Source organism: Butyricimonas faecihominis (assembly GCF_033096445.1).
Taxonomy (GTDB): Bacteria; Bacteroidota; Bacteroidia; order Bacteroidales; family Marinifilaceae; genus Butyricimonas; species Butyricimonas faecihominis.
This window is the reverse complement of the sequence record NZ_AP028155.1, coordinates 1,526,922-1,547,871: the sequence shown is the minus strand read 5'-3', so window position 1 is coordinate 1,547,871 and position 20,950 is coordinate 1,526,922. Positions and strand designations below refer to the sequence as shown.

17 protein-coding genes and 1 tRNA gene are annotated in these 20,950 nt (G+C 45.8%); 10 read left to right on the top strand and 8 right to left on the bottom strand.

Going from position 1 to position 20,950, the window contains the following annotated elements:
* Nucleotides 1–52 precede the first annotated feature (52 nt).
* The 3 genes from R8806_RS06560 to R8806_RS06550 all read right to left on the bottom strand — a co-directional run bounded on the left by R8806_RS06560 (nt 53) and on the right by R8806_RS06550 (nt 5,917).
* A complete protein-coding gene (locus tag R8806_RS06560; protein ID WP_164720034.1) occupies nt 53–3,697 on the bottom strand; it encodes a SusC/RagA family TonB-linked outer membrane protein in 3,645 nt (1,214 codons plus the stop codon).
* A 120-nt stretch (nt 3,698–3,817) separates the two neighbouring features.
* Nucleotides 3,818–4,951, bottom strand: coding sequence for a FecR family protein (locus R8806_RS06555; protein WP_124317516.1), 1,134 nt, complete (start codon nt 4,949–4,951; stop codon nt 3,818–3,820).
* A 390-nt stretch (nt 4,952–5,341) separates the two neighbouring features.
* The gene (locus R8806_RS06550; RefSeq protein WP_124317517.1) at nt 5,342–5,917 is read right to left on the bottom strand and encodes an RNA polymerase sigma factor; all 576 of its coding nucleotides are present in this window, start codon (nt 5,915–5,917) and stop codon (nt 5,342–5,344) included.
* A gap of 168 nt (nt 5,918–6,085) precedes the next feature.
* Here R8806_RS06550 and R8806_RS06545 point away from each other — a divergent pair, with 168 nt between their 5' ends.
* From R8806_RS06545 to R8806_RS06530, 4 genes are read left to right on the top strand one after another with little or no spacing between them, the layout of a single operon-like run.
* Nucleotides 6,086–7,450: a TlpA family protein disulfide reductase gene (locus tag R8806_RS06545; protein WP_124317518.1), complete on the top strand. Its 1,365-nt coding sequence runs from the start codon at nt 6,086–6,088 to the stop codon at nt 7,448–7,450.
* 29 nt (nt 7,451–7,479) lie between these two features.
* On the top strand, nt 7,480–8,559 hold the full coding sequence (locus R8806_RS06540) for a TlpA family protein disulfide reductase (protein ID WP_124317519.1): 1,080 nt from the start codon (nt 7,480–7,482) through the stop codon (nt 8,557–8,559).
* Nucleotides 8,560–8,566: 7 nt separating this feature from the next.
* Nucleotides 8,567–8,719 carry a hypothetical protein gene (locus R8806_RS06535; RefSeq protein WP_317715795.1) on the top strand — a complete coding sequence of 51 codons (153 nt, stop codon included), beginning with the start codon at nt 8,567–8,569 and terminating at the stop codon, nt 8,717–8,719.
* Complete coding sequence (locus R8806_RS06530) at nt 8,716–9,972, top strand: TlpA family protein disulfide reductase (protein ID WP_317715793.1); 1,257 nt, start codon at nt 8,716–8,718, stop codon at nt 9,970–9,972. Before R8806_RS06535 ends, R8806_RS06530 begins: the two co-directional genes overlap by 4 nt.
* A gap of 192 nt (nt 9,973–10,164) precedes the next feature.
* On the opposite strand, the gene R8806_RS06525 is transcribed toward R8806_RS06530, so the two are convergent.
* Both R8806_RS06525 and R8806_RS06520 read right to left on the bottom strand, forming a co-directional pair.
* Nucleotides 10,165–11,343 carry a class I SAM-dependent rRNA methyltransferase gene (locus R8806_RS06525; protein WP_087422693.1) on the bottom strand — a complete coding sequence of 393 codons (1,179 nt, stop codon included), beginning with the start codon at nt 11,341–11,343 and terminating at the stop codon, nt 10,165–10,167.
* A 149-nt stretch (nt 11,344–11,492) separates the two neighbouring features.
* On the bottom strand, nt 11,493–11,741 hold the full coding sequence (locus R8806_RS06520) for a DNA-binding protein (protein WP_087422692.1): 249 nt from the start codon (nt 11,739–11,741) through the stop codon (nt 11,493–11,495).
* 235 nt (nt 11,742–11,976) lie between these two features.
* Here R8806_RS06520 and R8806_RS06515 point away from each other — a divergent pair, with 235 nt between their 5' ends.
* Nucleotides 11,977–13,281 carry a DEAD/DEAH box helicase gene (locus R8806_RS06515; RefSeq protein ID WP_124318403.1) on the top strand — a complete coding sequence of 435 codons (1,305 nt, stop codon included), beginning with the start codon at nt 11,977–11,979 and terminating at the stop codon, nt 13,279–13,281.
* A 250-nt stretch (nt 13,282–13,531) separates the two neighbouring features.
* Nucleotides 13,532–14,908, top strand: coding sequence for a tryptophanase (locus tag R8806_RS06510; RefSeq protein ID WP_124318358.1), 1,377 nt, complete (start codon nt 13,532–13,534; stop codon nt 14,906–14,908).
* A gap of 45 nt (nt 14,909–14,953) precedes the next feature.
* On the opposite strand, the gene tpx is transcribed toward R8806_RS06510, so the two are convergent.
* A complete protein-coding gene (tpx, locus tag R8806_RS06505; protein WP_124318357.1) occupies nt 14,954–15,457 on the bottom strand; it encodes a thiol peroxidase in 504 nt (167 codons plus the stop codon).
* A 263-nt stretch (nt 15,458–15,720) separates the two neighbouring features.
* On the opposite strand from tpx, the gene R8806_RS06500 reads away from it, so the two are divergent.
* Nucleotides 15,721–15,794, top strand: a tRNA-Arg gene (locus tag R8806_RS06500).
* A 69-nt stretch (nt 15,795–15,863) separates the two neighbouring features.
* Here the strand turns inward: R8806_RS06500 and R8806_RS06495 are convergent.
* Nucleotides 15,864–16,727: a PhzF family phenazine biosynthesis protein gene (locus tag R8806_RS06495; RefSeq protein ID WP_124318398.1), complete on the bottom strand. Its 864-nt coding sequence runs from the start codon at nt 16,725–16,727 to the stop codon at nt 15,864–15,866.
* A gap of 153 nt (nt 16,728–16,880) precedes the next feature.
* Here R8806_RS06495 and R8806_RS06490 point away from each other — a divergent pair, with 153 nt between their 5' ends.
* From R8806_RS06490 to R8806_RS06480, 3 genes are read left to right on the top strand one after another with little or no spacing between them, the layout of a single operon-like run.
* Nucleotides 16,881–17,177: an ArsR/SmtB family transcription factor gene (locus R8806_RS06490; protein ID WP_087422711.1), complete on the top strand. Its 297-nt coding sequence runs from the start codon at nt 16,881–16,883 to the stop codon at nt 17,175–17,177.
* Between the two features lie 59 nt (nt 17,178–17,236).
* On the top strand, nt 17,237–17,539 hold the full coding sequence (trxA, locus tag R8806_RS06485; RefSeq protein ID WP_124318252.1) for a thioredoxin: 303 nt from the start codon (nt 17,237–17,239) through the stop codon (nt 17,537–17,539).
* 19 nt (nt 17,540–17,558) lie between these two features.
* Complete coding sequence (locus R8806_RS06480) at nt 17,559–20,009, top strand: DsrE/DsrF/DrsH-like family protein (protein WP_124318251.1); 2,451 nt, start codon at nt 17,559–17,561, stop codon at nt 20,007–20,009.
* 308 nt (nt 20,010–20,317) lie between these two features.
* On the opposite strand, the gene R8806_RS06475 is transcribed toward R8806_RS06480, so the two are convergent.
* Nucleotides 20,318–20,848 carry a C40 family peptidase gene (locus tag R8806_RS06475; protein WP_124317712.1) on the bottom strand — a complete coding sequence of 177 codons (531 nt, stop codon included), beginning with the start codon at nt 20,846–20,848 and terminating at the stop codon, nt 20,318–20,320.
* Nucleotides 20,849–20,950: the final 102 nt, after the last annotated feature.

Genomic DNA, 20,950 nt, shown 5'->3' with positions numbered 1-20,950 from the left:
ATTGGTCTGATAATTTCTCTGTCATTAAATTGATTTTAGTTTATATTATTGTTTAAAAAATAAATTCTGCACTGATCGAATAATTTTGTTGTCGTTTCATTGTCGGGGTGTACGAATCGGCATTCATACTCATCACTTCAGGATCTTGATCTCCCAGACGGTGATTCTTGATGATAAACGGGTTAGTTACCGTTATACCCAAGTTTATTTCTGCGACGCGGGGGATCTTCGTTTGGTAATTTAACGAGATCCGGTTACATCGCAAATGACTGGCGGATACTACCCGCTCCGTACTCCGGTTATATAATGAATAGCGGTACACGGTGTTATAATTTCCCAAGCTCAGCGAGTTATCCGGTAAATACTGGGACACGTCTTCATCCCGTGTGGATAGGGCGGGAATACGGGTGCGTGTCTCGTCTCCCGGTTGTTGCCAACGATTCAGTAATTCTGTGGATGCGTTTACGTCAGCTCCCGGAATGGACAACATGCCATTATTGGAACTTGTGATAAATGGATTAAGACGCTTGTAGTGTCCCAATTGATAATTGAATACGGCATTTAGCGTGAAACGTTTATAACGTACGGTCGTGCTGATCCCTCCCGAAACACGGGGTTCACTGTCCCCGCTGTACACGAGGTAATCGAGCAAAGAACCGGACACCTTTTGCATTTCTCCCCCGACTTGATCCATGACGGCAAATAGCGGGGCCCCGTTTTTAGGCGATAGCCCGATGAAGGGAATCGACCAAAATCCCGATACCGGAAACCCGTCCAGCGCGGCGTTCCCGTTCGTGAAGCGCTCTAGGGCAGGCTCATCCGTGTAACTCCTTTTTAAAATATCTTTCATATAGGCTGCCGTGAAATTAACCGTCCAGCTCCAGTCACGTGTGGAGAGTGGCGATAACTTGACCTGTAATTCATATCCCTCGCTATCAATGGCACCGCTGTTGATGTACATTTTGCGGAACCCGTTTTCAATCGGGATCTCTTTTTCCACCACGATGTCCGAGGTCTCTTTCTTGTAATAATCGAATGAAACTTCCATGCTATTTTGGAATAGCGATAGGTCAATCCCGACATTCCAAGATAATGTCTTCTCCCATTTCAAATCGGGATTGGGAAGTTGTTCCAGTTGCAGGTAACTCTCGTCCGTGATCGGATCACTCGGCACGTGGCTGACAAGTGCTTTCGGTGACACGTTGGAAACTACATTTCCCTGTTTCCCGTAAGAAACCCGCAACGTGCTTGCGTTCAACCACGGTTTGGTGGGGAACCACTTCTCTTGGTGCATATCCCAGCGCGCTCCGGTGGACCAGACGGGGTAGAAACGATTGTTCGTGTGTTTGCCGAAACGGTTGGACGCGTCGTTTCTGACGTTGATGCACACCGTGTAGCGGCTGTCGTACGTGTAACCGATTGTGCCGTACTCGGAGAACGTGTTTTCCACCCGGTCAACGAGTGTCATGTCATGTTCCGTTTCGGGCGTGTCGGATGATTCGACAAGTTCAATTCCGGGGAATTGTTCCTTCACCTGTTGAAACTTGTCTGCCGGGGAACGGTAATCTTGTAATAGTGTACTCCTTTTCCCTCTCACGTATCCCCATTCAATTCCTTGTTTCCCGTCATATTTATTTTTCCGGGTTTCGATACCGAGTGTCGCGGTTATCGAATGGAAAGTCCCTTCTCCCCACGTTTTCCGGAAGTTGATTTGTCCCTTCACCGTGAGGGAACGACGGGTGTGTCGTGTATAGTCAAGGATACCTCCTGTCGGGAGCGGGCTGATGTATTCCATGAGATTCTGAACCTCTTCGGGAAGCGTGGCATTATAGTCGCATCCCCGGAGTAAGGCGACGTTCCATGATTGTGCGTCTGCCCACAACTGGCTGTCGTTCGTTCCTTGTGAGTACGCGGGTGTAACCGTTATATTCAGGTAGGGGAGGAGATTCCAAGTGAATTGTGCGTTCACGTTGACTTCCGAAGTTTTGTTATCGTTACCCGTGTGTTGTAATTCGTGCAGCATATTGAAATGGACACTGTTTCTGACGAATTGATATATCCCGTTTTTTCGGTATGACAGTGAAGTTGCCTTACCCTTCGTGTAAAACTGATCGCTGGTAACCGTGCGACTGGTCGTCAGGGCATATTGCTCCGGGTTAATTCCCGTGTAATAACCGGAAGTCGCGATGTGATACCCGGAAAGGTTCACTGCGATTTTGAATTTCGGTGACGAGTTGTAATTGAAATTCAGCATTCCGGTAAAAGTCTCCCGGTCATTCCCGATGTACGCGCTGTTTTCCTTCCTATACCCGAAAGAGGAATAGTAAGCCATCCCGTCCTTTCCCGAGTTGAAACTGACGTGGTAATTCTGGCTGATGGCGGTTCTACCCAGTGCCTTGAACCAGTCGGTATTTGTTTTCTCCAGCCGGGTAACTTCCTCGTTAAATTCAGCGTGGGAAATCTCTTTGTTGATCATTTTCATGTAAGCGGCCTCGTACCCGATTCCATCCGGAAAGCTGGGTAACGGGATTCCCGCTTCAATCATTTCTTTCGATAATTTGACCCGTTGTGCTGAGTTCATCACCTTGGCGTTGCGATAGGTGGGTATAGGGCTGAACGTGATGTCACTTCGGAATCTCACGCTTGGCTGATCGGAACGCCCTTGTTTAGTCGTGATAACGATTACCCCGTTGGAGGCCCTGATCCCGTAAATGGCCGTGGCGGAAACATCCTTTAACAGCGTGATGCTGGCAATGTCGTCCACGTTTATTCCCGACAAGTTGTTGCCCATGATGCTGGAACGTGCCGAGTTGCTGAGATCGTTCTCGTTCAACAGGTCGTAAAGCGTATTCCGGTCAAAAGGCCAGATGTTTTCCCGGATGATTCCGTCCACCACGATCAGTGGTTCCGGGTTACCGATAATCGTTGAGGTTCCTCGTACTTTCATGCGTCCCGTGGAGCCGATATTTCCGGAAGGAATCATGATTTCCAACCCGTTCAGTGTGCCTTGGAAGGCGGCCTCTAGGGAGGTCGCTCCCGGGGTGCGTATCTCTTTGGCGTTGACCGTGGAGGTCGCTCCGGTCATTTCGTTTTTGGCGATGACTTGGTAGCCGTTCACGATCACGTCTTCCACTTCCGAAACATCTGTCTCTAAGATAATCGAGTATGAATCATCTCGCGTGATCGGGGTGTAACAGGTCTTTTTGCCCACGTAACTCGTGATGAGTATCGTGTTTTCTCCTTCCGGAATCCGGATAGAGAATTGTCCGTTTTTGTCTGAAATAGTTCCCCGGTTACTTCCTTTCACCAAAATGGTGGCCGAGGGGAGCGTGATCCCGTCCTCGTCCCGGATGACTCCCTTTATGGTACGCATTGCGGGGATGGGAACCGTGTTCTTTTTCGTGATAATGATGGTTTGATTATAGATGCGAAAATCCAGCGGGAGTCCTTGCAGGCAGAAGGTCAGGACTTCCTGTAGCTCCGTTTCGTCAAAATGAACGGATCGGCGGCTGTCGATTTCTTTTACATCTTTCATCTGGTACATCATGTCATATTTTGTCTTTTTCTTAATCTTTTTCAACACCTCTTCCAGCGTGGCGTTATTCATGTGAATGCTGATTTTTTGAGCCCATACTTCCCTTGAAGTCCCCAACAGGACCACAAAAATTGTCAAGAGAATGAATTTTCTAGCACCCATCACCATCGTTTATTAGGAAAACACTAAATTATTTCATAGCTTTGTAATGGTTTTAAGGTTAATTTATTGGTCAATATTTTAATCTGTTATAATTGAGGGATGGTGTCAACATCCCTCGATTTATTTATATACCCGGATTTCGTTCCCGTCCTTTTTGAACTTGACGCCCGTGGCCATGTGAATAATTTTCAAAATGTCTTCATATCCTTTGTCTCGTTGAATGGAGATAAAGCATTTTATATCTTGTAGTTCCGGGTCGTCAAACGTGACGTTCAAGGCGAAACTTCTCCCGATGATGGTCATGATGCTACCCAGATCGACATCTTCGAATGTAAATTCGCCTCTGCGCCAAGCTGTTTGCTCTTCCACGTCCACGGAATCCACTTGCAACACGCCTTCCCGCGGTTGGAATCGGGCTTGCAATCCGGGGGTTAGCACGGTTGTCCGTGTTGTCGTGTCCGTCTGGGAATGGCAGGTAACGGCAACTTTCCCGGTTAACAGGGTGGTGGTCACTACCGGATCCTCGGGATAAGCTGTCATGTTGAACGTGGTTCCGAGTACCCTGACATCCATTGACTTGCTTTTCACGATAAAGGGAACACCGGAATGTGTCACGTCGAAATAGCCTTCCCCGGAAAGTTCAACGACACGGGCATCTTTCCCGAACACGGACGGGAAAACAAGCGTGCTACCCGCGTTCAGATGAACGTTTGTCCCGTCACTTAACTGGAGAGTGTACTCCGTGCCTTCCGGAACGACCAGTTTGTTGGGAGAGACGTGGGCTGACTCCTTCTCGTGTTGGAAAGAGACCTTTCCTTCGTTCGTGTTGATGATCCTTAACCCGTTGTAGTCCATTTGCATTTGCCGGTTCAGTTCGACCTGTTTCCCGTCATCTAGTACGAGATAGGCACTTTGTGCCAGCAAACCGGATCGCGGGTCTGTTCCCCCGGTGGTTTGGTAAAAGTAGTACCCTACTCCCAACATCACGAGGCAGGCCACGGCAGCCGCGTATTTGTAGACCACGGACAACCGTCGTGCGGGACGTGTGGCGGCGATGAATTTGTTTAACGCTTTTTCCGTGTCGAAACTGTCGTGTCGTTTTATATTTTCATGCAGCCGTGCGGGGATTCCCACCTCCTCGCGGAGTCGGGGGGAATCGGGCGCCACTTGTTCCCAATCACCGTTCGATAGTGCCTGTTCTATCTGTCGGGCGATCCTTCGGGCTTCGTTTATTTTATTTTCGACTTCTTCCATCTCTGTTCGTTTTGCTATTAAAACAACTCATGTCGGGAAAGTGTCTAAAGAAAAATGATATTTTTTTATTTTTTCGTGTTTTTGTTGTCTCCGAATGTGTTCCGGGGAGTGGGGATAACGAGGGGTAAAAGAAGGGATGTAATTGGGATATACTGACTCGTAGGGTGCTTGTTGAGCGGCTGTTAGGTGACTGTTAGGCGCCATCGCCCGATTGTCGCCCGATTATCGCCCGATTATCGCCGCCATTTTAAGAGAGTTTAAGTAAATATAACAGACGGGGCAGGTACGTTATTTTAGGCAATTATGACTCTATAGTTTTGCAACCGGGATTTCTCGTGCCGGTTTATCCCGATTTTAACCCCGGCAATGGGGATGTTAGTGGAGGTGGGGTTAATTATTTTGTTGCAGGAAAAGCATGAGTAGCGCGTATAGTTCTGGGGAAACCATTTTTTTCAATAGCGATATACCCCGCTGTTTTTGTGATCTGACCGTGCTGGATGAGGCCCCAGTCAGGGTGGAAATCTCGGTACTGTTGTACCCTTGCATCACGAGTTCCATAATTTTGGCACATTCGCTCGGAAGGTGGCGGATGTAGTCGGATAATAAACTAATAATTTCCGTCTCGACAATCGTGTTCCATGTCTGTTCGTCGGTTTCTTCTTGGACGAGGTTCTGGGCATGTTCCTGAACGATGTTATGGTGTTTGATGTAGTTCAGGCAACTGTTACGGGCCGAGAGGTAGAGGTAGGATTTCAGCGCAAGATAATTCTCGAAATGATTCTCCTTTTCCCATAGCCGGATGAACACGTCTTGAGCGACATCTTCGGCAACATCCGTGTCTTTCAGGATTTTGCTGGAATAGTAAGCAATATCTTGAAAATATTCTCGGAACAGTTGTTTGAATGCCTCGTGATCGCGGGAATTTAGTCTGTTCAAAAATGTTATGTCTGTTTCGGATGATTTCATACCACTGCAAACTTATAGATTTTTGGACGATCTTGTATAGATTGTCATTAAAAAAATGTGATGGAAGGTGCATTTATTATTTTTTGATCGTTTTAGACACTTGCACCGGGTGAGTTGTTTTTACGATATGATTGAATAAATCAACCTTAAAACCAAATTGATTTTTTTATGAAGAAAGTATTGTTTTGTATTGTATGTTTGAACATGGCCTTGCTGTGTTTCGGACAACCGGTGAAAATAAAACTGGTGGCGGAGCGGGAGGCTTTTGTCGTGTTCGGGAACGAGCGTTATGATTTGAAAAAGGGAGAAACCCGTTGGATTACGTTGGAGGGAGAGGATATGTACGGGAAAAGGTTGTTGGCAAACGAGGAGTGTTTTTTGTTTTTAGAGGCCGGGGATTTCTTGGAAGTCGTTTTGCATGAAAACCGGGGGGTGGAGTTGAAGGATGACGGGAGTTTATGCGCGGATCGGAATAATTGGTTGCGGAAAGTAGATTTGTTGAAACAGAGGTTGCAGTTTGCACGCGTTATGCCGCAATTGTTGCCCAAGGAATACGAGGGGTTGAATCTGGAGAGGGTGTGCGACTCTTTGAATGTTTGGTTGGCGACTTATCTGGAAAAGTATCCTGCCGATCGGAAAAATTTCGAGAAGGTGATGCGGACAGAGTTTAAGTACTACCGTCTGTTGGAAGCGAATGGCATCAAGTCTTCAAGGGCAACTTTTCAGGAATTTTCCGGGGAGATGTTGGCTCGCTTATCTGAAGTGATCCCGGATGCAGAAGATGATCGGGTGGTTTATTCTCCTTCTTACTGGCGTGCGGTGGAGGTGTACGTGGATTATTTACGGATCGAGGATCCCCGTAAGTTGCAAGGACGGGGGGACCGGATATACGAGAATGAGGTGAAGTTGGCAACGTATTTCCCGAAAGGTGCGGTGAGGGATAAAATAGCTTACACGAATTTGGATAATATCCTTTACTGGGTGCGGCCGGATCGTCGAGGAGATTTTGATAAATGCGTGAAACGATTGGCTCCCCGTTATGCTGACGTGTTACGGGGGAAGTTGAATAAACAGGACGCTGATCGGAAGGCGCGGAAGTTGGTGCCGGAAAACTTGTATCCCGTGTTATCGGGGGAGACCATGAACGGGGAGAGGGTGGATTTGTCTTCTTTCAAGGGATCGTGGATTTTGTTGGACGTGTGGGCCACGTGGTGCGGTCCGTGTTGTAATGAAATTCCGTTTCTGGCAAAGATGGAAGAACGTTTGCAGGGACGGAATATAGAATTCGTGTCGTTGTCCGTGGACAAGGCCGCCGACCGGGAGAAATGGATAAAAATGATGCGGGAAAAAGAGATGAAGGGGGTACAGTTGCGACTGACGGGTAAGAAAAGCGAGTTGAACGAGACGTTGTGTATCAGTGGGATACCGCATTTTGCTATTATTGATCCCACGGGAAAACTGGTGTGGAACGGTTTGCCCGGTGTTTCTTACGGGCTGATTTACCGGATACTGAAAGAGGTTCCGATAAGATAAGATGTACATGTATTTTTAATTGATTTTTCATGAAACATATTATATTGTTATTGGGATGTTTGGGATGTCTGTTTGCGGGATGCTCCGAGCCTTCCTATCGTTTGACTGTTTCTATCTATGGGAACGGAAGTTTACCGGGAGATACGGTTTACCTGTATCGTTTTAACGAGGAGACGTTACAATTTGAGAAAGGGGATTCGGCCATGTTGGATGATCGGCAACAGGTTTGTTTTACCGGGAAATACACGGGGCCGGAGTTCGTGTGTGGGGGAGTAAGGAAAAAGGCTACTTCGAAGTTCTTTATGCTGGACTCCACGGAAGTATTTGCTTATAATGTTTTATTACATGAGGAACCTAATTTCTTTAATCCTTCCGGGTATAAGCTTACGAAGAAATATATGATCGTGGAGGGAGGACGTGAGTCTGCCATACTGGATTACTATCAGGGAATGGAACGGTTGACGTTGCTTCCGGATCAGTTGAAGAGCGGAGACGCGTTTAAGGAGGGCGTGATGATGGATATGCTGGTCAAGTTCCCGAATTCGAGAGCGATGCTGATGATTTTGAATAACGAGAGGAAGCGTTTTTCGATGGATCGGTTGGGGGAGGCATTAAGTTTGTTTGATAGTCCGGAACTGATCGGACATCCTTTGTACAAAGAGTTGGTGGCTTACCGGGAGGCGGTGATGAAGACGTCCGTGGGGCAGGTGGTACCTGATTTTTCGTTGCCTTCGATGAACGGGGAAGAGGTCGCGATTCGTTCTTTCCGGGGGAAATACGTGTTGTTGGATTTTTGGGCTTCATGGTGTGGTCCTTGCATCGGGGAGATGCCCAACGTGCATAAGGCTTATGATTTATTGCATGATAAGGGGTTCGAGGTTATTTCGATTTCGACGGATAGGAAGGAATCCGACTGGCGAAAGGCTATGAAGGAGAAACAAATGGAGCATTTCGTGAATTTGAGAGACACGAAAGGAGTCTTACATGAGATATTTAACCGGGATGCGATTCCTTTTATCCTGTTGCTCGATCCACAAGGTCGGATCGTGGCTAAAGAGTTGCGAGGGAAGGATATTTACGAGGTGGCGATTGAAAGTATGAATAAATAATTGATTAATGATGAGTACTAAGAATATAATAAAATATGGTCTGTTGTGGGGATTGCTGATTTGGGCGATGGTGGTGAGAGGGCAACAGGTTGAAATTCTCCACGAGGGGAAGATCCGGTATGGCTGTCGGAACAGCATCAGTTTGTTTGGGATAAGGTGATTCCTTTACATTTTGAGGCGGGGAGAGCGGTGTACGAGGTACATCATGCTCCGAAAGTGTTTCGTTTGGCCACGGAGACAGGATATTCGTCATGGTTTTTTGTCGGGGATAAAGATCGTGTCACGGTGACCGTGTTGAATACAGATCCTTTGAATATTAAAGTAGAAGGCGATGTTTCCGGTACATATTTCTACGAGTTGGAGAATGTTAGTCGGGAATACACGAGGGGCAAATTGGAGATGACGGATGATTACATGAAAGCATGGCTGGAAAAAGATGCGACTTTAATGTATCGGGTAAATCAACAGTTGGAGCGATTAAGGAAGCATCGGGATTCCGCGTATATGGACGTGGTGGATCGGGCTATGGAAAAGGGACGTTTGGAGGAAGTACTGGTGAGGGCGAATATGCCGTTGGCTCTGAAAGGAAAGATCGTGCAGGATTTGAAAAAAGAGGGGAAGGTTACAGGCAGGCTGGTGGAAGAGTTGGATTTATACACGAAGGTGTATACTCCGGATTATGTGTATTATTTTTATTATTACCCGTACGTGTGGCGGGAACAGATTAACTCGTTACATTCGGATGAAGCTAAAGGGGAACGGTTGATGAACGAGGTGTATCGGATTATGAAACAGGAGTTTTATAACACGTTATGTAATCGGTTGGGAGAGGGTATGGCTCGGGAGAAGTTGGTCGATTACGCGGGGAGCGTGTCTGATTTTGATTATTGTATTGGGGTTCACATGGAGCTGGACGAGCAAACGAAGCGGGATACCGCGTTGAATAAATTTTCTGGGCGTATGGAAAGAATGTACATGACGAGGTCGGGAAAGGTGATGGGGGATTTTTCTTCGAAAACTCCGGAGGGGAAGAAGGTGAGTTTGGCGGATTACCGGGGAAAGTACGTGTTGCTTGATTTCTGGGCATCATGGTGCGGGCCTTGCAGGGGATTGATACCGAAGATGAAGAAGTTGTACGAGAAGTATCATGCTGCCGGGAAGTTTGATATTTTGGGTGTTTCCAAGGATGAGGATCGGGGAAAGTGGTTGAAGGCTTTGGAAGAGGAAGGTATGGCATGGAATAATATCTTGGCAAAAGAGGCTAGTTTGGAAGACCCGTCTCAATTTGAATCCGTGACAGGATTACCGCAGATGGTGGTGGTTGATCCGGAGGGAAATATCGTGTTGAGTGTTAGTGGTTCGGATAATATGGATCGGGTGATCGAGACGCTGGAAAGTGTGTTAGGGAAGTAGAAAGGGGCTGTCCAAAAAGTCATTTTTCAAACTCCCTCCCCCCTTCGGGGTACTCCCTCTATAAACAGAGGGAGAGCTGAAATACTCCCTGTCTTCGGGAAAATTCACCAGCTCCTCCTCTGTTTATAGAGGAGGTGGCACGAAGTGACGGAGGAGTTTTTGGAAATAAAATAGACTTTTTGGACAGCCCCTTTATTCCACGTACAATACTAATCCTTTTAAATATTCCCCTTCCGGGTGATAGATGCTGATCGGGTGGTCGGCAGGCTGCGTGAGTTGGTGCAGGATTTTGACTTTCCTACCCGTGTTGGCTGCCGCGGTGAAGACCGTTTGACGGAAAAGGTCCTTCGTCATAACCTGCGAACAGGAGAAGGTGAAGATTAACCCACCGGGTTTTACAACCTCGATACCCTTGCGGTTCAGTTTTTTGTATCCTTGAATGGCATTGTCCAGCACGTTTTGGTGTTTGGCAAACGCGGGAGGGTCAAGGATGATCAAGTCATATTTGTTGTGTGATTTATCAAGGAATTTAAATGCGTCTTCCACGAATGCCTCGTGGCGGGTGTCGCCGGGAAAGTTGAGTTCCACATTTTGGTTGGTTAACTCGATGGCTCTGGCCGAGGCATCCACCGAATGCACGAGTTTGGCCCCACCTCGCATGGCGTAGAATGAAAACCCACCCGTGTAACAGAACATATTGAGAACATTCTTGTCGTGGGCGTATTGTTCGAGCAAACGTCGATTCTCCCGTTGATCGACAAAAAATCCGGTCTTTTGACCTTCCAGCCAGTCCACGTTGAATTTTAACCCGTTTTCGATGGCCGTGAAGTTGTCGGTGTGACCGTACAAGTAGTCATTCTTGGGGTTAAGTCCTGCCTTAAAAGGAAGGGTTCCTTCCGACTTGTCGTATATGGCAATGAGTTTATCTCCCATGACTTCCAACAGGGCTTTCGTGATCTCTTCCCGAGCTTTATACATTCCCACGGAATGGAATTGCACGACGGCAACCCCCGCGTAATAGTCAATAACAAGTCCGGAAAGATCGTCACCTTCCCCGTGAACGAGGCGGTACACGTTGTTGTTCGGGTTGGTCGCCAAACCGATAGCTACACGTGTCAGATAGGCCTGTCGGATGCGCTCCACCCAGAAATTATAGTCAATTTCTTCTTCCTTGAACGTGAGTACACGCACGGCGATACTCCCGATCTGGTAGTGGCCCGTGGCGAGATATTCGTCGTCACTGTTATACACTTGAACGACGTCACCTTCCTGTACGTCCCCTTTGATTTTGGCTATTGCTCCCGAGAAAACCCACGGGTGCAGTCTGTATAAAGATCTTTCTTTACCGGCTTTTAGAACTATTTTGCTCATAATTATTCGTGTCGCGATGCGACGTTACTGGTTACAGGTTGACAAGTTACAGGTTTGTCTGTGACTTGACGGGGCAAAAGTAGATAAAAAAGCGGTAAAAAAATACCGGGAATGCTATTTTGCTGTTTCCCGGTGTTAAAATCTTTTTGCTACACGTTCAAAAGTTCCTTTGCCTTGTCCAGAATGGCCGTGTCATCCAGAACGACAAGTCCGCCGTCAGGGCCTTGTTCAACATGTATTCCGGCGCTCGATCCCCCGTTGTCATAATTATCGGCTCCGAAGTAGTTACGTACGGTGTCTGTACTGATACCCAAGTCTTCTGCAATTCTCTGCATACTTCCGTGAGGTAGCATGTCTTTGATTTTTCTCAGCTCGTTAAAAGTAATAGTATAAGTCATAACGTAGTAATTTTAGAGGTTTTATGTGCAATAAATTTAGAAATATATTTTGACAAAAGCAAATGGAAAGTTTATCATTCTTGTTTTTGTTACAAAAGTATTCTCGGGTATTATATTGTGTGCTAGTGGTTTATTTTGGGTATTTAGATGCAATTTATTTTATAAATAAATTTATTTCGTGCGAGACACTACTTTTTGTACCTTTGTGACCGTATAGTTTTAAAACGTAACATATATGGGATTTCAGGATTTAAATGTAAGTAAGCAAATTTTGATGGCGTTGGAAGAGGCTGGTTTCGAGAACCCGACTCCTATTCAGGAAGAAGTATTTTCGGTCAGTCGCTCCGGGAGGGATTTGATCGGTATCGCCCAGACCGGTACGGGAAAGACGCTGGCTTACCTGATCCCGATGTTGATGAAATTGCATTACGCGCAAGGGTTGGTTCCGCGGGCGCTGGTGGTTGTTCCCACGCGGGAACTGGTGGTGCAGGTGTGCGAGAGTGTTGAATTGTTGACGGAGTTCATGGACATTCGTTGCGTGGGTGTGTACGGGGGAACAAATATCCGGACACAACAGGATCGGGTGTTTGAAGGGGTGGACTTGCTCGTGGCTACACCGGGGCGTTTCATGGATATATATTATAATGGTATTATCCGTACGAAGATGATCAAGACGGTTGTGGTCGACGAGGCCGATCGGTTGATGGACTTGGGGTTCCTTCCGCAACTGAAAGGGATTTTCGAGGTGCTGCCGGAGAAACACCAGACGATGTTGTTTTCCGCTACTTTCTCGGAGGCTGTGGAGAGTCTGTCACGTGATTTTTTGAATAATCCGGTGCGGGTGGAAGTGGCTCGTCAGGCAACTCCCGTGGAGAACGTGAAACAATATCGTTATGACGTGCCGAATATTTCGACGAAGATCAATTTGTTGAAGTTGTTGCTTGCCGACAAGGAGAATTTCAAGAAAGTGATGATCTTTACCGAGACGAAGAAGAACGCAGATCGTATTGTGGAGCGTTTGGCCGATCATTGGAAAGGCGAGTTGAGTGTTATTCACTCGAATAAGGCTCAGAATACCCGTTTGAAAGCTTTGAGGTCATTTAAGGAGGGAGAGACCCGTATCATGGTGGCCTCTGACGTGGCAGCCCGCGGTATTGACGTGCAGGATGTGAGTCACGTGATCAATTTTGATATACCTTCTTTGGCGGAAGAGTACGTGCATCGAATCGGGCGTACGGCTCGTGCGGGAAAAGAAGGAGCTGCGATCAGCTTCGTGTCGGAAATCGAGGAGGATCGTTTCATGGATATAGAACGTCTGATTAATCAAGAAGTTGAAATACTTGATTTGCCTGAAAAGTTGGAGATTTCTCAGTTGTTGCTGGAAGAGGAACAGGTGCAGACCAATAATATTGTTTATCAACGGGGGAAACCGCAAGGAGGCGGGGCTTTCCATGCTAAGAAGGCGAAAAATACATATACTGCCGAGGATAACCGAAGAAACGTGATGAAGAAACGAATGGCAAAGAAAAAGAAGAAGTAATAAAAAAAGATCAAGAATTCCTTGGTCTTTTTTTTTATTTTTCCCAAATTTGCTACGATGAAAGATAAAAGCGTCATACTAGTCAGTAAACTTTTCTTGAATATTAAGAAGCGCGACACCTTTGTTGGTTAAAGGTGGTGGTCTTTCGTACCCCCATTTACATGCTTATGTTATTAATGGCCTTCCGGTCATTTCTTGAGAATTATATTACAATTAATTTATATCATTAACTATTTAAAGTTTAAAGATTATGGAATTACCTTTTGCAGAATCGTGGAAGATTAAAATGGTAGAACCCATTCGTAAAAGTACTCGTGAAGAGAGAGAACAATGGATTAAAGAGGCACATTATAATGTGTTTCAATTACGTGCAGAACACGTGTATATTGACTTGTTGACCGATTCAGGAACCGGTTCAATGAGTGATCGCCAATGGGCAGGAATGATGTTGGGTGATGAAAGTTATGCCGGAGCATCTTCTTTCTTTAACTTGAAAAACATGATTAGCCGTTTGACCGGATTCGATTACGTGATTCCGACTCACCAAGGACGTGCTGCCGAGAATGTACTTTTCTCTTATCTTGTAAAAGAGGGTGATATCGTACCGGGTAACTCTCACTTTGACACGACGAAAGGGCATATCGAAGGACGTAAGGCCATCGCTTGGGACGTGACAATCGACGAGGCAAAAGATACCCAGTTGGAAGTTCCTTTTAAAGGAAATCTTGACCCGAAGAAATTGGAAAAAGTATTGGCAGAACACGCTGATAAGATTCCGTTTATCATTGTGACTGTAACCAATAACACGGCTGGTGGACAACCTGTTTCCATGAAGAATATCAAGGAAGTTCGTGCTATCGCTGATAAATATGGCAAACGTGTCTTGTTCGACTCGGCTCGTTTCGCGGAAAATGCTTATTTCATCAAAACTCGTGAAGAAGGTTATCAGGACAAAACGATTAAAGAGATCGTGAAAGAAATGTTCGATAACGCAGATGGTATGACGATGAGCGCGAAGAAAGACGCTATCGTGAATATGGGTGGATTCATCGCAACTCGTCACCAAGACTGGTTTGAAGGTGCTAAAGGTTTCTGCGTGCAATTCGAAGGTTACCTGACATACGGAGGTATGAATGGTCGTGATATGAACGCTTTGGCTATCGGTTTGGATGAAAATACCGAATTCGATAACTTGGAAACTCGTATCAAACAAGTAGAGTACTTGGCAAAACGTTTGGATGAATTTGGAATTCCTTACCAACGTCCTGCAGGTGGTCACGCGTTGTTTATTGATGCCCCGAAAGTGTTGACTCATGTTCCGAAAGAAGAGTTCCCGGCTCAAACGTTGACCGTTGAATTGTATTTGGAGGCTGGTATTCGCGGTTGCGAGATCGGTTATATCTTGGCTGACCGTGATCCGGTAACTCGTGAAAATCGTTTCGGAGGTTTGGATCTTCTTCGTTTGGCTATCCCGAGAAGAGTGTACACGAACAACCATATGGACGTGATTGCCGTTGCTTTGAAGAATGTATATGATCGTCGTGAGCAAATTACTCGTGGTTTCCAAATTACTTGGGAAGCACCGTTAATGCGTCACTTTACCGTTCAATTGGAGCGTGCTAAATAAAAAGAAAAGGGGCGAAAGCCCCTTTTTGTTTATAAACGTTATGAACTATTTCTTTAAGCTAGCTAAAGCTGCATCATAGTTAGGTTCTTGGGTAATTTCCGGAACGAGTTCTTCGTAGATGATCTTTCCGTTCTCATCAATAACAACAACAGAACGAGCTAATAATCCGGCTAAAGGTCCGTCTATCATTTCTACTCCATATTTGTCACCGAACGCATGATCTCTGAATGCAGAAAGAGGAATTACTTTGTCAATTCCTTCTGTGGTACAGAAACGAGCGTGTGCGAAAGGAAGGTCTTTAGAGATAGCTAACACGATCGTGTTGTCCATTTCTGCCGCAAGTTTGTTGAATGTGCGTACAGATGTTGCGCATACGCTGGTGTCAAGACTGGGGAAAATGTTTAGAACAACACGTTTACCCTTTTCGCTTGCCAAGGTCAATTCAGATAAATCCGTTTTTACTAATGAGAAATCGGGAGCGACTGAACCAACTGAAGGTAGATTACCTTTCGTGTTTATGCTATTTCCTGCAAGTGTTATTTTTGCCATAGTGTTTTAAATTTTAATGTTTGACTTATTATCGTTTTTCAAATATATAATTTTAATCTTGTTTCGCAAAAAGAAAATTCATAGCTTGTTTTACGGGAGTTTTGAAATAAAGTTTTACGAAAGCGAATGAAATTTTGTCTTTGTTAAGTGTATTGTGGAGAATGATGCGGTAGGAGTTCATTTTAATCTAAAAAAATATGTGCGAATGTTTGTATTTATACGAGAAAGCGCTATCTTTGCACCGTCAAAATTAAATGACACTCGGTTCGGTAGCTCAGCTGGATAGAGCAACGGCCTTCTAAGCCGTAGGTCTTGGGTTCGAATCCCAACCGGATCACAATTTGATGTCATAACCCGCTAAAACATAAAAAGTTATAGCGGGTTTATTTTTATTGTGGTCCAATATTTACTCCCAAATGCTTGTATTTTTGTCCAGCATACCTTCTACAACTCCGTCCCCTCCGACTCTGACACCAAGAATATTGGTATCCGTTTTTAACTCGACAATGATTCTGGAAACACAGGAAAGATTATGTCCTTGTTCAAAGATGTACCTTTGTGGTCTTATTCCAAGATCGTGAAGGTAACAGGCTAAGGCGCAATTGGAGGTTCCTGTTGCGGCCTCTTCGTTGATACCATAAAGTGGGGCGAAGTTCCTGCAAATGGCTGTGGGGGTATTGTCTATATCAGATCCTGTGAGGGCGAAACAGTGAATACCGATACATTTCATTTCTTTGCTCAAAATAGATATTGCTTTGAAATCTGGAACCATGATTTCCAATGCATTCGATGTTGAAATCGGCATAATTATATCTCTCAATCCCGTCGAAACTATACGTGCCGGAAAACGTTCATCCAAGGAAAGAGGATGAAAGCACGAGGTTAGTCGTTCGTTGGGGATGATCTCAAAAAAGGAGGGGCTGTTCTGTTCCATGAAGACAAGGCCATCACCATCTATCCATACTTTCAATAGGCCTGCGGCAGTTTCAATAGTGTACTCTGATTTTTTTAGTCTGCCAAGCTCCCGAAGAACGATAAAAGAAGCGATAGTAGCATGACCGCAAAGAGGAACTTCGCCTTTAGGGGTAAAATACTCTAATTTGAAGTCAGCTTTGCCGGAATCGGACAGAAATACCGTTTCAGAATAGCCGAGACGTGCCGCTAATGCGATTTTTACGTTAGAGTTGGGAATGAACTCATCGAGTACGACACCGGCTTTGTTTCCTCCGGAACCATTCATGCAGAAGGCGCTTACTACATATACTTTCATCGTATAAAAATTACTTGGTATCTGTTGCGAAGTTAAGAAACTTTTAGTATCGATGCAATTGGAAAAGTAATCTCATACATATGTTAAATATTCTTTATAATCTTGTATATTCAAATGTATGTTTATATATTTGTGTATTCAAAAAAGGAGAATATGGAAACAGAATGTTTTACACAAGAAGAATTGGAAAAGTTAGCTTACGTGTTGAAAGCGGTGGCACACCCGAATCGATTGAAAATTATATGCTTGCTCTCGAAAAACGGTGAGATGAGTGTGTCGGATATATGTGACCGGATGGGATGTAGTCAGGCGTTGATTTCGCATCATCTGACAGATATGCAAGCAAAGGGAATCCTGTTGATTCGGCGGGAGGGACGTAATGCTTTTTATAGTATGGCGAGTGATCATGTCACGGAGGCCATGCGGTGCATGATGAAATGCACGAAGTAAGTCCGTGAACTTTACGGGAGAACGGACGTTATAAGTAATATAAATTAAAACGTGATATTATGGATAAATTCAATGAGTTGATTAATGGAGAAAAGCCGGTATTGGTGGACTTTTTTGCCACGTGGTGCGGGCCGTGTAAGATGATGCATCCGATTTTGGAGGAGGTGAAAAAGAGGCTGGGTGATAAGGTAATCATCTTGAAGATTGACGTGGATGTGCCAGCTAACCGACAACCGGTGTATTTGTATCATATCCAGTCGGTACCCACGTTGATGTTATTTAAACAGGGAAAGGTGTTGTGGAATAATAGCGGGGTAGTTCAAGCATCACAGTTACAGGAAATAATTGAAAAATATATATAACCCTAAAATCTAAGCGTGTATGAAATATCTGATTGTTGGTGGTGTGGCGGGTGGTGCCTCAACGGCAGCCCGTTTGCGTAGGCTCGATGAGAGTGCTGAAATTATTATGTTCGAGAGAGGTGATTATATCTCTTATGCCAATTGCGGTTTACCTTATTATATCGGAGAGGTGATTTACGAACGGGAGAAACTTTTCGTGCAAACACCGGAAAGTTTTGCCGCACGATTTAATATTGAGGCTCGGGTGCGTTCGGAGGTGGAGCGTGTAAATCCGGAAAAGAAAACAATCACGGTCCATAATTTGGATTCGGGAGGACTTTATGAAGAGACGTATGATAAATTGATCTTGTCGCCGGGAGCGGCTCCGGTTCGTCCACCGTTAGAGGGGATTGATACGGAAGGAATTTTTACCTTACGTAACGTGAATGATACGGATCGGGTGAAGGAGTATATCGAGGAGCATGACGTGAAACGGGCGTTGATCGTGGGGGCCGGATTTATTGGGTTGGAGATGGCGGAGAACCTACATGAATATGGGATTCAAGTGTCGGTCGTGGAAATGGCTGATCAGGTGATGACTCCGGTGGATTACGAGATTGCTACTGCAGTACATCAGCATTTTAAGTCGAAAGGTGTCGGGCTGCATTTGCAGGAGGCGGTGACAGCGTTCCGCTCCGTGGAGGACGGTATTGACGTGGTGTTGAAAAGCGGGTTGGTGTTGCAGGTTGATATGGTTGTGCTTTCTATTGGGGTGCGCCCGGATGTGAAATTGGCACGTGAGGCGGGGGTAGAGATCGGGGAGATGGGAGGAATTAAGGTGAATGAGTTTTTACAGACTTCCCAGCCGGATATTTATGCCGTGGGTGATGCCATCGAGTTCCCGAACCCGGTGAGTGGTCGTCCAGCGCTGGCGTTTTTAGCGGGACCAGCCAATAAACAGGGACGTATCTGTGCAGATAACGTGGTGAATGGTAATCATCAAAAATATAAAGGTTCTATCAGTACGGCCATTGCCAAAGTTTTCGACTTGACCGTGGGGGCAACCGGGTTGTCTGCAAAGATGTTGGATCGTCTGCAAATTCCTTATAAAGAGGCCATCGTGCATGGAGCATCTCATGCCGGGTATTATCCGGGGGCGATTATGATGGATATAAAGATTAATTTCTCACCGGAAGATGGGAAGTTGCTGGGCGCCCAAGCTGTGGGTATTGATGGGGTGGATAAACGGTTGGAAATGATGTCAGCCGTGATTCGGAATGGTGGGACTATTTATGATCTGATGGAGTTGGAACAAGCATACGCGCCACCTTACTCGTCTGCAAAGGATCCGGTGAATATGGCAGGTTTTGTGGCGGATAATATGTTGAGTGGAAAAGTGAAGATGATTAGTTGGCGGGAATTGAAAGATATGGACCGATCCAAAGTGATGCTGGTAGACGTGCGTACGGCCGAGGAGTTTGCGATGGGAAGTATCGAGGGAGCCGTGAATATTTCCTTGGATGGTTCACGGGGAGAATACCAAAAATTACCGAAAGATCGGACAATCGTGGTGTTCTGTGCCATCGGGTTGCGGGGGTATATTGCAGCCCGGGTATTGATGCAACACGGTTATGATGTGGTGAACCTGAATGGAGGTTACAAGACGTATTCAACGGCGATGGCGGAACAATGTAACCCGATAAAATATTCGGAACCGGAACCGAAAAAGCCGATGGAAGTGAAAGCTCCGGAGAAAGTGGTGGAGAAGAAATCCCTCACGATAGATGCTTGCGGCTTACAATGTCCGGGACCCGTGATGAAGTTGAAGGGTGGGATGGAGCAATTGAAGGTTGGGGAACGTTTGGAGATTAAAGTGACCGATCAAGGGTTTTCCCGGGATGTGGCATCATGGGCGAAGATGACGGGAAACCAGTTGGTGGATGTGAAGGAAGAAAAGGGTATAATTACGGCTGTGTTGGAGAAAGGGGCAGGAGTTTGTCCCGTGGTGAAGGAAGGGGCGGGGAACAACAAGACGCTGATCGTGTTCAGTGATGATCTGGATAAGGCGTTGGCGTCGTTCGTTATCGCGAACGGGGCGGCATCGACGGGACGGAAGGTAACGATGTTTTTCACCTTCTGGGGGTTGAACGTGATCCGGAAAGAGCGTACCGATGTTGTGAAGAAAGACACGATGAGCAAGATGTTCGGGATGATGATGCCTGCCGGAAGTCGTAAGTTGTCTTTATCGAAGATGAATATGATGGGGATGGGAACCCGAATGATGCGGAAGGTGATGCGTAATAAGCAAATCGATTCGTTGGAGAGTTTGATTGAACAGGCCCGGAACAATGGGGTTGAGTTCATTGCCTGCCAGATGTCCATGGACGTGATGGGGATCACGAAAGAGGAGTTGATTGATGGGGTGAATGTTGGTGGTGTGGCGACTTATCTGGAGCGGGCGGAGGATGCAAACGTGAATCTGTTTGTTTGATGGAAGGTTTTATTATATGAAAGGGGGGTGTCAAAAGTCATTTTTCAAACTCCCTCCCCCCTTCGGGGTATTGAGCCCGGAAGCCGGTCTCGAATCGGCTCTCGCTCGACAGACAACGAGTAAACTCTCTGTCTGTCCTCGCTTACTCGCCGATTTCCCTCTATAAACAGAGGGAGAGCTGAAATACTCCCTGTCTTCGGGAAGAGTCGCCAGCTCCTCCTCTGTTTATAGAGGAGGTGGCACGAAGTGACGGAGGAGTTTTTTGAGGATAAAAAAATGTTGACATACCCTCTTTATTTATACTTAATCTACCATACCCTGCCGGATTTACGCCACCCTTTTTTATAGTAATTTTCGCTTAGGTGGTTAACCATGACACCTTTTGATGTGCTGGCATGAGCGAAGTAACCGTTTTTGAGGTAGATACCCATGTGGTTGAGGGTTCTTTTTTTTCGCTTGGAGAAATTGAAAAAGACAAGATCACCCGGTTTCAAACGGTGTTTCCCGATGCGCTGGCAGTCTTTATTATAGATATTAACAACCGTGCGTTGTAGGGATTTATGGTAAACGTTTTTATACACGGCTCCCACGAAACCTGAACAATCGGCACCCGTGCGGGTGGTTCCGCCGTAACGGTAGGGGGTTCCCAACCATCGACTGACTTCTTCCAGTAGGGGTAGGTCGTCTTTTCGATTCACCGTGAAGCCTAGTTTGCGGGATAGCTGTGCAGTTTTACTTTTCTGGATGGCGAGTTGTTTGGATGAGGTGCAGGACGAAAAGGCGAGGGCCAGTAAAAGAATCCCGATATATAGCGTGTTAAATTTAAATGTTCGATTCATATTCAATTAGTTACCAATAATGTCAACAAAGATAGGGAATTCGGGAGAAGGGTTCGTCTTTTTTTGTTATTTTTGCTTTTGGATTGGTGTTAAAAAAAGTCC

Coding starts and splice junctions, on each gene's coding strand:
- R8806_RS06560 (WP_164720034.1), bottom strand. CDS start 3,697: ATGGGTGCTAGAAAATTCATTCTCTTGACAATTTTTGTGGTCCTGTTG.
- R8806_RS06555 (WP_124317516.1), bottom strand. CDS start 4,951: ATGGAAGAAGTCGAAAATAAAATAAACGAAGCCCGAAGGATCGCCCGA.
- R8806_RS06550 (WP_124317517.1), bottom strand. CDS start 5,917: ATGAAATCATCCGAAACAGACATAACATTTTTGAACAGACTAAATTCC.
- R8806_RS06545 (WP_124317518.1), top strand. CDS start 6,086: ATGAAGAAAGTATTGTTTTGTATTGTATGTTTGAACATGGCCTTGCTG.
- R8806_RS06540 (WP_124317519.1), top strand. CDS start 7,480: ATGAAACATATTATATTGTTATTGGGATGTTTGGGATGTCTGTTTGCG.
- R8806_RS06535 (WP_317715795.1), top strand. CDS start 8,567: ATGATGAGTACTAAGAATATAATAAAATATGGTCTGTTGTGGGGATTG.
- R8806_RS06525 (WP_087422693.1), bottom strand. CDS start 11,343: ATGAGCAAAATAGTTCTAAAAGCCGGTAAAGAAAGATCTTTATACAGA.
- R8806_RS06520 (WP_087422692.1), bottom strand. CDS start 11,741: ATGACTTATACTATTACTTTTAACGAGCTGAGAAAAATCAAAGACATG.
- R8806_RS06515 (WP_124318403.1), top strand. CDS start 11,977: ATGGGATTTCAGGATTTAAATGTAAGTAAGCAAATTTTGATGGCGTTG.
- R8806_RS06510 (WP_124318358.1), top strand. CDS start 13,532: ATGGAATTACCTTTTGCAGAATCGTGGAAGATTAAAATGGTAGAACCC.
- tpx (WP_124318357.1), bottom strand. CDS start 15,457: ATGGCAAAAATAACACTTGCAGGAAATAGCATAAACACGAAAGGTAAT.
- R8806_RS06495 (WP_124318398.1), bottom strand. CDS start 16,727: ATGAAAGTATATGTAGTAAGCGCCTTCTGCATGAATGGTTCCGGAGGA.
- R8806_RS06490 (WP_087422711.1), top strand. CDS start 16,881: ATGGAAACAGAATGTTTTACACAAGAAGAATTGGAAAAGTTAGCTTAC.
- trxA (WP_124318252.1), top strand. CDS start 17,237: ATGGATAAATTCAATGAGTTGATTAATGGAGAAAAGCCGGTATTGGTG.
- R8806_RS06480 (WP_124318251.1), top strand. CDS start 17,559: ATGAAATATCTGATTGTTGGTGGTGTGGCGGGTGGTGCCTCAACGGCA.
- R8806_RS06475 (WP_124317712.1), bottom strand. CDS start 20,848: ATGAATCGAACATTTAAATTTAACACGCTATATATCGGGATTCTTTTA.